Annotated in this window: 13 protein-coding genes and 1 tRNA gene; 11 read left to right on the forward strand and 3 right to left on the reverse strand. The window is 61.5% G+C overall.

The genetic code is table 11. From position 1 onward, the window contains the following. Positions 1 to 159 precede the first annotated feature (159 nt). Positions 160 to 2,064, forward strand: coding sequence for a molecular chaperone DnaK (dnaK, locus tag HKD21_RS02340; protein ID WP_194253968.1), 1,905 nt, complete (start codon positions 160 to 162; stop codon positions 2,062 to 2,064). A 145-nt stretch (positions 2,065 to 2,209) separates the two neighbouring features. Then, positions 2,210 to 3,352, forward strand: coding sequence for a molecular chaperone DnaJ (gene dnaJ / locus HKD21_RS02345; protein ID WP_194253969.1), 1,143 nt, complete (start codon positions 2,210 to 2,212; stop codon positions 3,350 to 3,352). 74 nt (positions 3,353 to 3,426) lie between these two features. Here the strand turns inward: dnaJ and aroE are convergent, their stop codons facing one another. Then, complete coding sequence (aroE, locus tag HKD21_RS02350) at positions 3,427 to 4,281, reverse strand: shikimate dehydrogenase (RefSeq protein ID WP_194253970.1); 855 nt, start codon at positions 4,279 to 4,281, stop codon at positions 3,427 to 3,429. A 177-nt stretch (positions 4,282 to 4,458) separates the two neighbouring features. Further along, complete coding sequence (locus HKD21_RS02355) at positions 4,459 to 5,064, reverse strand: FMN-dependent NADH-azoreductase (RefSeq protein WP_194253971.1); 606 nt, start codon at positions 5,062 to 5,064, stop codon at positions 4,459 to 4,461. A gap of 91 nt (positions 5,065 to 5,155) precedes the next feature. On the opposite strand from HKD21_RS02355, the gene HKD21_RS02360 reads away from it, so the two are divergent. Then, positions 5,156 to 5,593: a winged helix-turn-helix transcriptional regulator gene (locus HKD21_RS02360; RefSeq protein WP_228120740.1), complete on the forward strand. Its 438-nt coding sequence runs from the start codon at positions 5,156 to 5,158 to the stop codon at positions 5,591 to 5,593. 25 nt (positions 5,594 to 5,618) lie between these two features. Further along, positions 5,619 to 6,365, forward strand: coding sequence for a 4-hydroxy-tetrahydrodipicolinate reductase (gene dapB / locus HKD21_RS02365; RefSeq protein ID WP_194253972.1), 747 nt, complete (start codon positions 5,619 to 5,621; stop codon positions 6,363 to 6,365). Between the two features lie 63 nt (positions 6,366 to 6,428). On the opposite strand, the gene HKD21_RS02370 is transcribed toward dapB, so the two are convergent. Next, complete coding sequence (locus tag HKD21_RS02370; RefSeq protein WP_194253973.1) at positions 6,429 to 7,217, reverse strand: SDR family NAD(P)-dependent oxidoreductase; 789 nt, start codon at positions 7,215 to 7,217, stop codon at positions 6,429 to 6,431. 336 nt (positions 7,218 to 7,553) lie between these two features. Between HKD21_RS02370 and metK the strand changes: the two genes are divergently transcribed. The 7 genes from metK (at position 7,554) to HKD21_RS02405 (ending at position 13,882) form a co-directional block, all read left to right on the forward strand. Continuing rightward, a complete protein-coding gene (gene metK / locus HKD21_RS02375; RefSeq protein ID WP_194253974.1) occupies positions 7,554 to 8,738 on the forward strand; it encodes a methionine adenosyltransferase in 1,185 nt (394 codons plus the stop codon). A 15-nt stretch (positions 8,739 to 8,753) separates the two neighbouring features. Further along, positions 8,754 to 9,449: a tRNA (guanine(46)-N(7))-methyltransferase TrmB gene (trmB, locus tag HKD21_RS02380; RefSeq protein ID WP_194254105.1), complete on the forward strand. Its 696-nt coding sequence runs from the start codon at positions 8,754 to 8,756 to the stop codon at positions 9,447 to 9,449. A gap of 38 nt (positions 9,450 to 9,487) precedes the next feature. Next, positions 9,488 to 11,128, forward strand: coding sequence for an electron transfer flavoprotein-ubiquinone oxidoreductase (locus tag HKD21_RS02385; RefSeq protein WP_194253975.1), 1,641 nt, complete (start codon positions 9,488 to 9,490; stop codon positions 11,126 to 11,128). Positions 11,129 to 11,246: 118 nt separating this feature from the next. Further along, positions 11,247 to 11,996 carry an electron transfer flavoprotein subunit beta/FixA family protein gene (locus tag HKD21_RS02390; RefSeq protein WP_062031103.1) on the forward strand — a complete coding sequence of 250 codons (750 nt, stop codon included), beginning with the start codon at positions 11,247 to 11,249 and terminating at the stop codon, positions 11,994 to 11,996. Then, the gene (locus HKD21_RS02395) at positions 11,996 to 12,901 is read left to right on the forward strand and encodes an FAD-binding protein (RefSeq protein ID WP_194253976.1); all 906 of its coding nucleotides are present in this window, start codon (positions 11,996 to 11,998) and stop codon (positions 12,899 to 12,901) included. The genes HKD21_RS02390 and HKD21_RS02395 overlap by 1 nt, the downstream gene beginning before the upstream one ends. 136 nt (positions 12,902 to 13,037) lie before the next feature. Next, positions 13,038 to 13,745 carry a signal peptidase I gene (gene lepB, locus HKD21_RS02400; protein ID WP_194253977.1) on the forward strand — a complete coding sequence of 236 codons (708 nt, stop codon included), beginning with the start codon at positions 13,038 to 13,040 and terminating at the stop codon, positions 13,743 to 13,745. Positions 13,746 to 13,805: 60 nt separating this feature from the next. Beyond that, a tRNA-Pro gene (locus tag HKD21_RS02405) sits at positions 13,806 to 13,882 on the forward strand. Positions 13,883 to 13,991 lie beyond the last annotated feature (109 nt).

Consider the following 13,991-nt stretch of genomic DNA (forward strand, 5'->3'; position numbering starts at 1 on the left):
GATTCTCGACGAAATGTGTCGTCCAAGTGCTTGAAACACCTTCCAGCCTTGCCTAGATCAGTAGTCGAAACACAGGCCCGTGAGGGTCTGGGGACGTCAATAGGGTTCGATCCGGTGCCTCACAGGGCCGGGACGGACCGCTGAGAGGACTGATTTTACATGAGCAAAGTCATTGGCATTGACCTTGGTACCACCAACTCCTGCGTCGCCGTACGCGAGGGTGACGAAACCAAGGTGATCGAAAACAGCGAAGGCGCCCGCACGACGCCGTCCATGGTCGCTTTCACCGACAAGGGTGAGCGTCTCGTCGGACAGGCCGCGAAGCGTCAGGCTGTGACCAATCCCTCCAACACCCTGTATGCCGTCAAGCGCCTGATCGGCCGCCGTTACGACGACCCGACTGTCCAGAAGGACAAGGAAATGGTGCCTTATGGCATCGTCCGTGGCGACAATGGCGACGCATGGGTTGAAGCCCGCGGCGAGAAATACGCACCGTCGCAGATCGCTGCCTATGTTCTGGGCAAGATGAAAGAAACCGCCGAAGCCTATCTTGGCGAAGGTGTGTCGCAGGCTGTCATCACGGTTCCGGCCTACTTCAACGATGCCCAGCGTCAGGCCACCCGTGACGCTGGCAAGATCGCTGGCCTCGAAGTCCTGCGCATCATCAACGAGCCGACCGCAGCAGCCCTCGCCTATGGCCTTGGCAAGCGCGATTCCGGCACGGTGGCCGTGTATGACCTTGGTGGTGGCACGTTCGACGTCTCCATCCTCGAGATCTCCGACGGCGTGATCGAAGTGAAGTCCACGAACGGTGATACGTTCCTGGGCGGTGAAGACTTCGACAACCGCATCATCGGTTTCCTCGCCGACGAGTTCAAGAAAGAGCAGGGCATCGACCTGCGTGGCGACAAACTCGCCCTGCAGCGCCTGAAGGAAGCCGCCGAGAAGGCCAAGATCGAGCTGTCCTCCTCCAAGGAAACCGAGATCAACCTGCCGTTCATCACGGCTGATGCCTCGGGCCCGAAGCACCTCGTGGTCAAGCTGTCCCGCGCCAAGCTGGAAAGCCTCGTTGATGATCTGGTGCAGCGCACACTCGGCCCGTGCCGTGCAGCTATCAAGGATGCGTCCGTCTCCCCGAGCGAGATCGACGAAGTCATTCTCGTTGGCGGCATGACGCGTATGCCGAAGGTCATCGAGACGGTTAAGGAATTCTTCGGCAAGGAACCGGCCCGCAACGTCAATCCTGACGAAGTGGTCGCTATCGGTGCCGCCGTTCAGGGCGCTGTCCTGAAGGGTGACGTCAAGGACGTCCTGCTGCTCGACGTGACGCCGCTGTCGCTGGGTATCGAGACGCTGGGTGGCGTGTTCACCCGTCTGATCGACCGCAACACGACGATCCCGACCAAGAAGAGCCAGACCTTCTCCACGGCCGAAGACAACCAGAACGCCGTGACCATCAAGGTCTATCAGGGCGAACGTGAGATGGCGGCTGACAACAAGCTGCTGGGTAACTTCGACCTTCAGGGCATTGCCCCGGCGCCGCGTGGCATGCCGCAGATCGAAGTCACGTTCGACATCGACGCCAACGGCATCGTGAACGTGTCCGCCAAGGACAAGGCCACGAACAAGGAACAGCAGATCAAGATCCAGGCTTCTGGCGGTCTGTCTGACTCCGACATCGACCGCATGGTCAAGGACGCGGAAGCCAATGCTTCTGCCGACAAGGCCAAGCGTGAACTGGTCGAGCTGCGCAACAGCACGGAAGGCCTCATTCACCAGACCGAGAAGTCCATCACCGAAGGTGGCGACAAGGTTCCGGCGGCTGACAAATCCGAAGCTGAAGCAGCCATTGCCGAAGCCCGCGAAGCTCTGGGTGGAGACAATCTCGACGCCCTGAAGGCTGCCAGCGAGAAGCTGACGCAGGCTGCCATGAAGGTTGGTCAGGCTGTCTATCAGGCCGGTCAGGGCGCTGAAGGCGCTGCTGCTCCGGAAGCGGAAAAGAAGGACGACAACGTCGTCGATGCCGACTTCGAAGACCTCGAAGACGACCACAAGAAGCACTGATCGGGTGACTTTCCCGGATGGAGCGCAACGCTCCGTCCGGCCCTGTTTTCCGAGGGCGCCCGTTCCCGCAAGGGGGTGGGCGCCATTCTTGTTTTTCCGGCCCATAACAGGGACCGCCTTCCGGAACGCCCCCTAAGGACCGAACATGGCCATCAAAATCGACTATTACGAATCCCTTGAAGTCTCCCGCACAGCCTCGCCGGACGAGCTGAAAAAAGCCTTCCGCAAGCAGGCCATGCGGTACCATCCCGACCGCAATCCGGGTGACGACGCCGCCGAGCAGAAATTCAAGGAAATCAACGAAGCGTATGATGTTCTGAAGGACGGGCAAAAGCGCGCGGCCTATGACCAGTACGGCCATGATGCCTTCGAAGGTGGCATGGGCGGAATGGGCGGCGGCTTCGGCGGTGGTTTTGCCGGTGCGGGTGGTCTGGGCGATATCTTCGACCAGATGTTCGGAGACATGATGGGTGGCCGTCGGGGTGGTGGACGCCGGACCGGGGCCGATGTCCAGGTTCAGGTCGAAATCACGCTGATGGAAGCCTTCACCGGCGTGAAGAAGAATGTCGAGGTCCGCACCCGCGTGGCCTGCGAGTCCTGTCATGGTTCGGGCTCGGCTGATCCCAAGGCGGGCAGCACCACCTGCCCGACCTGTCACGGTGCGGGCAAGGTCCGGGCGCAGCAGGGCTTTTTCCTCGTCGAACGCCCCTGCCCGACCTGTCATGGTTCGGGCCGGACCGTCGCCAATCCGTGCAAGGTCTGTCACGGCACGGGAACGCAGGCAAAGACCGAAACCATCAGCATCGACATTCCGGCTGGTGTCGAGGATGGCACCCGCATCCGCATGGCGGGCAAGGGCGAGGCCGGTGGCGAAGGCGTGCAGCCGGGCGATCTATATGTGCACGTCTCCGTTCTGTCGCATGACATTTTCCAGCGCGACGGGGCGAACATCTATTGCCGCGTTCCGCTGCGCATGACGCAGGCGGCTCTGGGCACGGAAGTGGAAGTTCCGGTCGTGGATGGCGGCCGTACTAAGGTCCGCATCCCTGCCGGAACACAGACCGGCGAGACGTTCCGTCTGCGCGGCAAGGGCTTCTCGGTCCTGCGCTCCTCAGCCCGTGGGGACATGTATATTCAGGTCTCAGTCGAGACGCCGAGCCATCTGACGAAGCGGCAGCGCGAGCTTCTCGAAGAATTCGAGAAGGAAGCCGGGGACGACCATGCCAAGGGCAGCCCCGAAAGCAGCGGCTTCTTCGCCAAGGTCCGCGACTTCTTCGAGGGTCGCTGATCTTTATCAGGCCTACGAAAAACCCCGGTGCCCTTCCTGAAAGCACCGGGGTTTTTTATGTCAGTTTTTTTAGATCAGGCCGCGCCGAAAATATCCTTCAGGGTCTTTTCCATCACCCCGGCATCCAGCGTTTTGCCCAGCCAGTGCTCCACGCCGATCACGCCCTGATTGACCAGCATTCCAAGCCCGTCCAGCGCGGTGCAGCCTTTGCTTTCTGCCTCGCGCAGCAGGCGCGTTCTGGGCGGGTTCGGGATCACATCAGCGACGATCAGACCCTTACGCAGGGTTTCGACCTTCAGCGGCGGCATGGTTTCGGCATCGCCCAGACCGATGGAGGTCGCATTGATCAGAATGTCCACGTCCTGCGGCACGCTGGCGTCACCGTCCCAGGCCTGAACATCCGCCTTGGCCGACGTGTTGTCCCGGACGAGGGCAGCGATGGTTTCGGCTTTTTTCGGGTCGCGGTTCATGACGGTGATATGGGCGGCGGAGGCCAGACCCAGCTCCACGGCAATGGCGCGCGCGGCCCCGCCCGCACCCAGAAGCAGGACCTTCTTTCCGGACGGGTCCGTGACCTTTTTGAGAGAGGCCAGAAAGCCCTTGCCGTCCGTATTGTCGCCGATCAGACGGCCATCGCGGATGGAGACGCAGTTCACGGCCCCGATGATCCGGGCGGATTCGACCACTTCGTCCAGATGCTCGATCACCTTGACCTTGTGCGGCAGGGAACAGTTAAACCCGACCCACTCCATAGCCTTGGCGCCTGCCACGGCGTCCTTCAGACCCTCGGCCTTGACGTCACAGTTGATGTAGCGCGCATCAATGTTGTGGTGCTGGTAGGCGGCCTCGATCATGGCGACAGTGGGGTTGTCGTCGCAGGGTGTCGAGAACGATCCCGTCAGGATGCTGCGGAAATTCTGCTGGCTCATGAGAGGCTCCTCGGATCTGTGCAGTCTTGCTTGCACACGACATGACGCCCGAGAGCGCAGAACGTCCATTCACATTCCGGAAATCTCGATTTTCCGGAGGCTCCTCAGGACCTTCAAAACACCAGAAATCTGACCGATCATCTGCGAAAGAGACGATCGGCCAGATACCAGCGACTTTTAGAGGGCGCTGGCCTTCTGTTCCGCGTCCGAGAGAATACGGGCACGGTCGGCGCCGCCATTGGTGGCGAGACCTTCGGCTTCAATCACGGTGATGTCCGTAATGCCGATCATGGCGAAGACGGATTTCAGGTAGCTGAGCTGATGCTCGAAAGAAGCTGCGGGCGAGCCTTCGCCATACAGGCCGCCACGTGCCAGAGCGAGCACGACTGTCTTGCCTTTGGCCAGACCTTCAATGCCGGACGGACCATAACGGAAGGTCTGACCCGCCACCATGATGCGGTCGATCCAGGATTTGAGCTGGCTGGGAATCGACAGGTTGTACATCGGCACGCCAATGACGACGATATCCGCAGCCTTGAAATCATTCAGAGCCTTGGCGCTGGCGACCAGTTCGGGGCGAGCCGACACATCCGGCGTCAGTTCCTTGCCGAGCCATGACAGGGCTTCGACGTCGAGATGCGGCAGCGGATCGCTGGCGAGATCAAGGGAAATGACCTCCACGGACGGGTCTTTCTTGCGAAGCTGCGCAACAGCGGCGGCACTGACCTGACGGCTGGCGGAGCTGTCACCGAGAATGCTGGAATCGATGTGAAGAAGTTTCATTTTGATCTTTCCGGTTCCTGATCGTAACCAGCACCAGATAAGGAACCTTTGAACCCCGCCGCAAGAAGGCACATTCCGGAGCCATAGGCACATGGATGTTCGCGTCAGTGACACCACCCATCCCCAGAAGCTGTCCGTAAAGCCGGGGGCGGCACCTCTGGACTGCGCACAGGACAGCGGCGCCTGCGCCGTCATCCGCTCCATCCTTGCCCGCACGACGGACAAATGGAGCATCCTGATCGTCAAATCGCTCGGGCGTGGATCGCACCGCTTCAGCGAACTGCGCCGCGCGATTGACGGGATTTCGCAGCGGATGCTGACGCTCACTTTGCGCAATCTGGAACGTGACGGCCTCGTCCTGCGGACTGTCACGCCCACGACTCCGCCGCGCGTGGATTATGAACTCACGACGCTTGGGGAATCGCTCTGGACACTGACAGAAGCCTTCGGTCAGTGGGCGATGTCGAACCGCCCCGAAATCGAATCCGCCCGAGCCCGCTTCGACGCCCGGCTAGACGCCGATCTCTGATCTTTTCGCACGCAAGGCCCCCATCATGACCCTGATTTCCGCCCCTCGTATCGGTATTGCCGGCATCACGGGCCGACTTGGCACCCTCTGCGCCGAGGAAGCCGGAAGCGCCCTCGCAGGCGGCCTGTCCCGCACGGCAGATGCCTCGCGCAACATCACGACCGACCCTGCCACGCTCGCCAAAAGCTGCGATGTCGTGATTGACGTCAGTCATGCCACGACCGTCCCGGCCCATGCGGCGGCCTTCGCGCAGGCCGGATGTGCGTGGGTTCTGGGAACCACGGGTCTCGATCGTGGCGCACAGGATGCCGTGAACGCGGCGGCGCAGCATATTCCCGTCCTTCAGGCCGCCAATTTCTCTCCGGCGCTGACGCTGTTTCTGGAACTGGCCCGGCAGCTTGGCGCGGGACTGCCGGATTATGATGCGGAAATTCTGGAGGTTCATCACCGCCAGAAGCTGGATGCGCCCTCGGGTACGGCGCTGGCGATCGGAAGGGCCGTGGCGGAAGGACGTGGAGTCGCATTCGAGGATGTGGCCCGGACTGACCAGAACGGTCTGCGCCCGGAAGGGGCGATCGGATTCGCGTCTCTGCGCGGTGGGCAGATCGTGGGCGAACACGACCTCGTCCTGATGGCCGCGGACGAACAGATTACCCTATCGCACCGCGCACTGGACCGGCGAGTCTTCGCCAGAGGCGCCCTACTCGCCGCAAAATGGCTCGCCGGACGCCAAGCCGGACTCTACACAATGGCCGACGCGCTCAAGCACTGATTCCGAATCAGGGTGCAGGGATCAAGATCCCTGCCGGGCCCGGGCAGAGCCCGGACTCCCCAATCAACCACCAGCGATCGGCAGATTCACCCCCGTCATAAAGCTGGAATCATCCCCCAGCAAAAACGCGACCACACCGGGGATTTCGTTGATATCGCCATAACGGCGCATCGGGACGCTCCCGATCATCTGTTCGGACACCACCTTGGGATCGGTGGAGAAATACTGGCTTCCCACCTTGGCCTGAAGCTCGACCTGACGCTCCCACATGAAGCCGGGGCCCATATAACCGGGGCTGATGGCGTTCACGCGGATATTGTAGGGGGCAAGATCCAGCGCCGCCGTTTCGGTCAGGGCGATGATGGCCCCCTTGGACGCGCCATAGGCCGCCATATTCGGCGGACCTTTCACGCCCGCCATGCTGGCGGTGTTCACCACACGACCGTAATTCTGCGCGATCATATGCCGCACGACGGCCTTGAGGACATGAAACGCGCCGGTGACATTGATCGTCAGCACGCGCGCGAAATCCTCGGACGGGTAATCCTGCACCGGGGCAAATGCGCCCTGATATCCGGCATTGTTGAACAGGAAGTCGATCTTCCCGAAATCCCGCACCACGGCCTCCACGGTCTCGGTCACGGCCTCTTCGGACGTGACGTTACAGACATAGGACCGGGCTTCGACGCCCTTTTCCCGTACAGCAACTTCCGCCTTCTCCAGAGCCTCCCGGTTCATGTCCAGCAGGGCGATGGCCGTCCCTTCCCCGGCCAGACGGAGGGCGGTCGCAAGACCGATATTGCCACCCGCGCCGGTGACGAGACAGACTTTACCGCTAAAGTGATTCGACATTTCAAATGCCTCAAATTTCCTGTTTTTCCCGGTATCGACCTCGTGCCGCGTCTTTGACGGGCCATGATGGTCACGGGAGCACAAACGCAGCATGGCCGGTGTCGTTGAAAAATGAAACAGGGGCTGGCGCTCTCTTTTTCGTAATATCTGTCCGGTTTTTTTGTAATTTCAGAGCGGTTTTCGGGACTTTTCCGCAGAAAACTGCGTTCAGACCCGCTGCTACCCCTTGACCCTTGCGTCCAATTCCGCCAAGCCGTCCCCTCCCTGAATGCCACAGACCGCCTGCCAAGGCACACTGTGGCCCTTCTCACCACTCATTCCCTGCGAGGTCCCTGAGTGCGCAATCACGGCGATTTCCTTTTCACATCCGAGTCCGTTTCCGAAGGCCATCCCGACAAGGTGGCGGACCGCATTTCCGATACCGTTCTGGACGCCTATCTTCAGGCCGATCCGGAAGCGCGTGTTGCCTGTGAGACGCTGGTCACCACCAACCGCGTCGTCCTGGCTGGTGAAGTCCGCGGCCCCAAAGAGGTCGAGGACACGCTGATCGACCGCGCCCGTGAAGCGATCAAGGACATCGGCTACGACCAGGAAGGTTTCTCCTGGAAGAAAGCCGAAATCACCTCCTACCTGCACGCACAGTCCGCCGACATCGCCCAGGGCGTCGACAGCGCCGGTGATAAGGACGAAGGTGCTGGCGATCAGGGCATCATGTTCGGCTACGCCACGCGCGAAACCGAGCACCTGATGCCTGCGCCGCTGTTTTATGCGCAGACGATCCTCGAGCGCATCCGCGACTACCGCAAGAGCGGCGACGCCCGTGGCGTTGGCCTTCTGCCGGACGCCAAGAGCCAGGTGACGCTGCGTTATGTCGACGGCAAGCCCGTTGGCGTTACGTCCGTCGTGATTTCCACGCAGCATGTCGAAGGCATGAGCCAGCACACGATCCGCGAGACGCTGCGCGACGTCGTCAACGGCATCCTGCCCGAAGGCTGGAACTGCCCGGAAGACGAGTTCTATGTGAACCCGACCGGCAACTTCGTCATCGGCGGACCGGACGGCGACGCAGGCCTCACGGGCCGCAAGATCATCGTCGACACCTATGGTGGCGCAGCCCCGCATGGTGGCGGCGCGTTCTCCGGCAAGGACCCCACGAAGGTGGACCGTTCGGCAGCCTATGCCGCGCGTTACCTCGCCAAAAATGTCGTTGCTGCCGGTCTGGCCGATCGCTGCACGATCCAGCTCAGCTACGCCATCGGCGTGTCCAAGCCGCTCTCGGTCTATGTTGACCTCGACGGCACGGGCAAGGACGTGGACGAAGCCCGTCTGGGTACGATCCTCAACGACGTTGTGGACCTCTCCCCGCGCGGCATCCGCAAGCATCTGCGCCTGAACCGTCCGATCTATGTTCCGACTTCCGCTTATGGCCATTTCGGTCGTGCGCCGGATCCGGTTCTGGACAACTTCACCTGGGAACAGACCGATCTGGTCACCACGCTGCGTGGCGCCCTCAACCGGTAATCTGGCAGAAAACCCCTGGTCGAGTCTCTCAAACCCCAGCCGGAGCGGCTTTACGGCCGTCAACGCGGCCATCCGCTCCGGGCCCGGCAGCAGCATCTTCTTGAGAAGGCGCTGCCCCGGCTCTCCTTTGCCTCACCGGAAAATCCCGCTGCGGGATTCTCCGATGCGGTGTCGCGCGTCTTTCTCGAAATCGGTTTCGGCGGTGGCGAACATGCCATTGGCCAGTCCGAACTGAACCCGGATGTCGGCTATATCGCCTCCGAGGTTTTCGAGAACGGCCTGTGCTCCCTGCTGTCGCGCCTCGTGCCCGAAGGTGAGGAAGACACGGCCACGCCGCCTCCCCATTTCCGTATCTGGGCCGAAGACGCCCGACTGTTGCTCAAGGACATGCCTGACGCATGCCTCGACCAGGCCTATCTGATGTTCCCGGACCCGTGGCCCAAGGCCCGGCACGCCAAGCGCCGCTTCGTGCATCCGGAAAACATCAAACAGATGCACCGCGTCCTGAAACCCGGCGCCATCTGGCGCGTCGCCAGTGACCATCCTGTCTATCAGGAATGGGTCACGGACGTGATGGGCAAGCAGGACCTGTTTGATGCACCGCCCCCGGCCAAGGAACGTCCGGAAGGCTGGTCGCCCACACGCTACGAGGCCAAAGCCTTCCGCGAAGGGCGCGTGCCGTTCTACTGGACTTTCACGCGCCGTCCCTGAAACCCTTATCTCAGTTATTCAGCGAGTTTCCTGACATCATGACCCAGATCGAACGCGAAGAAATGGAATTCGATGTCGTGGTGGTCGGTGGCGGTCCCGCCGGTCTGTCCGCCGCGATCCGCTTGAAACAGTTGATGCCGGATGCGGGCGTCTGCCTGATCGAAAAAGGCAGCGAGATCGGCGCCCATATCGTTTCGGGCGCCGTCATCGAGCCCCGCACACTCGATGAACTTCTGCCGAACTGGCGCGATCTGGACGCCCCGCTGCGGACGCAGGTGACGGAAGAGCGGATGCTGTTCCTCACCGAAACGCGTTCCTTCGCGGTTCCGTATCTGGACCGCGTGATGCCGCAGATGGCCAATCACGGAAATTACGTCGTCTCGCTCGGCGAAGTCTGCCGCTGGCTCGGCGAGCAGGCCGAGGCTCTGGGCGTTGAAATCTATCCGGGCTTCTCGGGTGCGGAACTGTTCATCGAAAATGACCACGTCTCTGGCGTCATCACGGGTGACATGGGCATCGAACGCAACGGCGAGCACGGACCGAACTTCACGCCCGGCATGATCCTACGCGCGAAGCAGACCATCCTGACCGAAGGCGCGCGCGGCTCCCTGACGGGCCATGCCATGAAGCGTTTCGGCCTGCGCAAGGGCGTGGAGCCGCAGACCTATGGCCTCGGCATCAAGGAAGTCTGGGAAATCCCGGCCGAAAAGCACCGTCCGGGCCTCGTGCAGCACAGCTTCGGCTGGCCGCTCGACGACAATACTTATGGCGGGGCGTGGCTCTATCATTTCGGGGAAAATCTGGTCAGCTTCGGCTTCGTGACCGGCCTCGATTACGCCAACACCTATCTGTCCCCCTTCGAGGAAATGCAGCGCACCAAGCTGCACCCGGCTTTCCGGGAGCATTTCGAAGGCGGCAAGCGTCTGATTTACGGCGCACGTGCCCTGTCGGAAGGCGGGTTTCAGTCCATTCCGCGTCTGACTTTCCCCGGCGGCGTGCTGGCTGGCGATTCGGCAGGCTTCCTGAACGTGCCCAAGATCAAGGGCACGCATACGGCCATGAAGTCCGGCATGATCGCGGCTGAGGCCGTGGCCGAGGCTCTGGAAAAGGACAAGAAGGAAGCCGCCAGCATGACAGCGCGCGTCCAGCAGTCCTGGCTGTGGTCCGAACTGCGCGACGTCCGCAACATCCGTCCGGCTTTTGCAAAATGGGGCATGAAGCTCGGCGCGCTCTATTCCGGGATCGACAGCATGATCCTGCGGGGTCGTGCGCCCTGGACGCTACATCACCCGCACGCCGATAACGAAACACTGCGTCCGGCCTCGGTGTGCACGAAAATCGACTATCCCAAGCCGGACGGGAAGATCACCTTTGATCGCGTCAGTTCGGTCTTCCTGAGCAGCACGAATCACGAGGAGAATCAGCCGGTTCACCTCAAACTCCGCAACGAAACCGTCTGGCAGACCGTCAATCACGACGTGTTCGATTCGCCGGAGAGCCGCTACTGCCCCGCTGGCGTGTATGAACAGGAACAGACGGGCGAAAACGCCTGGCAGCTCCGGATCAACGCCCAGAACTGCGTGCACTGCAAAACCTGCGACATCAAGGACCCGACGCAGAATATCGACTGGTGCACGCCCGAAGGTGGCGGCGGTCCGAATTATCCGGTCGGGATGTAATTTTCTTCCCGCAAAAGGGCCCGCAAAACGGCATGACCAGAGCGGAGTGTGACTTTTCCGGTCAGTCCCGCTACGGTGGCGCCCGTTTTTGTGGCGGCGACAGCAGCGAAAGATGACGATGAAAGTTCTGGTCCCAGTCAAACGGGTGGTCGATTACAACGTCAAGGTACGTGTAGCGGCTGATGGCAGCGGTGTCGAAACGCAGGGCGTGAAAATGTCCATGAATCCGTTCGACGAAATCGCGGTCGAAGAAGCAGTGCGCCTGCGTGAAAAAGGTGCGGCCAAGGAAGTCGTGGTCGTGACCGTCGGCGCACAGGCTGCGCAGGATGTGCTGCGTACGGCCATGGCGATGGGCGCGGACCGCGCCATCCTCGTCCGCACGGACGACACGCTTGAGCCGCGCGCCGTGGCCAACGTGCTCAAAGCAATCGCCACGCGCGAAGAGGCTGGCCTGATCTGCATGGGCAAGCAGGCGATCGACGACGACATGAATGCTACGGGCCAGATTCTGGCCGCGAAGCTCGGCTGGCCGCAGGGCACATTCGCCAGCGCTGTGACGGTTGCCGATGGCCGGATCGAAGTCGCCCGCGAAATCGACGGCGGCACGGAAGTCGTGTCCCTCACGCTCCCGGCTGTGGTAACGGCGGATCTGCGCCTCAACGAGCCGCGCTATGCGTCCCTGCCGAACATCATGAAGGCCCGCAAGAAGCCGCTTGAGACGGTCGAGATCGACAGTCTCGGCGTCGATACGGCGTCGCGCCTGACGGTAGTCTCGGTGGCCGAACCCGCCGAGCGCAAGGAAGGCGTGAAGGTAAACAGCGCGGCCGAATTGGTCGAAAAGCTCAAGACAGAAGCGAAGGTGATCTGATGACCGCTCTTGTTCTGGTTGAAGTCGAAAACGGCGCGGTCCGTCAGGCTTCCCGTTCGGCTGTTGCCGCCGCCTCCCGCTTCGGTGCGGTCGATGCCATCGTGTTCGGAGACGGCGCCCAGGCCGCTGCTGCCCTGCCGGGTGTGACGCGCGTTCTCAGCGTGCCGGGTCTGGTCAACGATCTGGCCGAGCCCGCCGCCGATCTGCTGGCCGCCCGTGCGAAGGACTACAGCCATATCGTGGCCGCTGCCTCCGCCACCGGCAAGAACATCCTGCCGCGTCTGGCGGGCCTACTGGACGTGCAGCCTATCCCCGACGTGGTTGAGATCAAGGACGCCGATACGTTCGTGCGCCCGATCTATGCCGGTAACGCGCTGGCAACGGTTCGCTCCGCCGACAGCATCAAGGTGCTGACGATCCGCGGCTCCAATTTCGATCCGGTGGCTGCCGAAGGTGGCTCTGCTGCGGTCGAAACGGTCGAAGCTCCGGCTAGCGAGAAGTCCGTTTTCGTGAAGGTCGAGCTTTCGGCATCCGACCGTCCGGAACTGGAATCCGCCCGCGTGGTGATTTCCGGCGGCAAGGGTTTGAAGGACGCTGCGAACTTCAAGCTGCTCGAACCCATTGCCGACAAGCTGAACGCCGCTATTGGTGCCTCACGTGCGGCCGTGGATTCCGGTTTTGCTCCGAACGAAATGCAGGTCGGCCAGACCGGCAAGATCGTGGCGCCGGAACTCTACATCGCCGTCGGCCTGTCCGGTGCGATCCAGCATCTGGCTGGCATGAAAGACAGCCGCGTCATCGTGGCCATCAACACCGATCCGGAAGCGCCGATTTTCAAGGTCGCCGATTACGGCATCGTGGGTGATCTGTTCGAGGTCCTCCCGACGCTCGAAAAAGCGCTGTAAGGCACCGTTCGCCTGAAACGACAAAAAAGGGGCGTCCCATGACGGGACGCCCCTTTTTTCATGACGGGACCTGACGCAGGTTTAACTGGTTCTTCGCGCCCCATAAGGCACTCTGTCGGGCACGGAGACCCTCATCATGACCCTGCGCAAGTCCATCCGCGACATCCTGTCCTGCCTGCCCGTCCTTCTGGGCTTCCTGACCATTCACAGCGCTCTCGCCGCCGCTTACATCGTGCCATCGGCCTCCATGGAGCCGACACTGCGGATCGGCGACCAGATCGGCGTCATCGTCCCGTCCTATGGTCTCAGCACGGCCAATCTGCCGTTCGGCGATGCCCTGAAGCCTTCTTCCGAAACGAACAGCCGCCTGTTCGGGCATCTGCCCCATCGCGGAGACGTCGTCGTGTTCCGCGCACCCGCCAACCTGCACCAGACCTGGATCAAGCGCGTGATCGGTCTGCCGGGCGACACGGTGGCCCTGATGCACGGTCGAGTCATCCTGAACGGTGCCGAATTGCCGTGGAAAGACATGGGACCAACCCGCGAGGAAAGCCGAAAGAACGTCTGGCGTGCGGCAGAACGCTATGAAGAAACCTTGCCGGGAAACATCCGCCACAACATTCTCAAAATGTCGCAGGATGGAGACCTGGACAACATTGCCCCTTTCACCATTCCCGCCAACCATCTGTTCGTTATGGGCGACAACCGGGATAACTCCGCCGACTCGCGCGTCAGCGTAGCGGACGGGGGCGTCGGGCTTCTTTCCGTCTGGAACCTTCAGGGGCAGGCCCGCGCCGTCCTGTGGTCATGGCGGGATATCGGCAGAACGGCGCTCGTTCTCTGATTTTTCGCCCTAGCCCTCTTGCAGGAAAGCATTAACCCCTGTAGGAGAAGCGCCGTCGGCCGGAGTGTAGCTCAGCCTGGTAGAGCACTGTGTTCGGGACGCAGGGGCCGGAGGTTCGAATCCTCTCACTCCGACCAGCCGATAATTTTTCCAGAAATCGCTAAAACCGTTTCAGGCCCACAGGCCAGAGCATTTCTGCGCCAGAATTTTGCTCCTGACGCTCAAAACCTATAACGCAAAAAAAAT

Source organism: Gluconobacter cerevisiae (assembly GCF_015244675.1).
Classification (GTDB): domain Bacteria; phylum Pseudomonadota; class Alphaproteobacteria; order Acetobacterales; family Acetobacteraceae; genus Gluconobacter; species Gluconobacter cerevisiae.

Excerpts from the sequence above, each read along its gene's own strand:
- HKD21_RS02395 (WP_194253976.1), top strand. The coding sequence starts at position 11,996 with ATGACCGCTCTTGTTCTGGTTGAAGTCGAAAACGGCGCGGTCCGTCAG.
- HKD21_RS02370 (WP_194253973.1), bottom strand. The coding sequence starts at position 7,217 with ATGTCGAATCACTTTAGCGGTAAAGTCTGTCTCGTCACCGGCGCGGGT.
- aroE (WP_194253970.1), bottom strand. The coding sequence starts at position 4,281 with ATGAGCCAGCAGAATTTCCGCAGCATCCTGACGGGATCGTTCTCGACA.
- HKD21_RS02390 (WP_062031103.1), top strand. The coding sequence starts at position 11,247 with ATGAAAGTTCTGGTCCCAGTCAAACGGGTGGTCGATTACAACGTCAAG.
- HKD21_RS02385 (WP_194253975.1), top strand. The coding sequence starts at position 9,488 with ATGACCCAGATCGAACGCGAAGAAATGGAATTCGATGTCGTGGTGGTC.
- dapB (WP_194253972.1), top strand. The coding sequence starts at position 5,619 with ATGACCCTGATTTCCGCCCCTCGTATCGGTATTGCCGGCATCACGGGC.
- dnaJ (WP_194253969.1), top strand. The coding sequence starts at position 2,210 with ATGGCCATCAAAATCGACTATTACGAATCCCTTGAAGTCTCCCGCACA.
- dnaK (WP_194253968.1), top strand. The coding sequence starts at position 160 with ATGAGCAAAGTCATTGGCATTGACCTTGGTACCACCAACTCCTGCGTC.
- HKD21_RS02355 (WP_194253971.1), bottom strand. The coding sequence starts at position 5,064 with ATGAAACTTCTTCACATCGATTCCAGCATTCTCGGTGACAGCTCCGCC.
- HKD21_RS02360 (WP_228120740.1), top strand. The coding sequence starts at position 5,156 with ATGGATGTTCGCGTCAGTGACACCACCCATCCCCAGAAGCTGTCCGTA.
- lepB (WP_194253977.1), top strand. The coding sequence starts at position 13,038 with ATGACCCTGCGCAAGTCCATCCGCGACATCCTGTCCTGCCTGCCCGTC.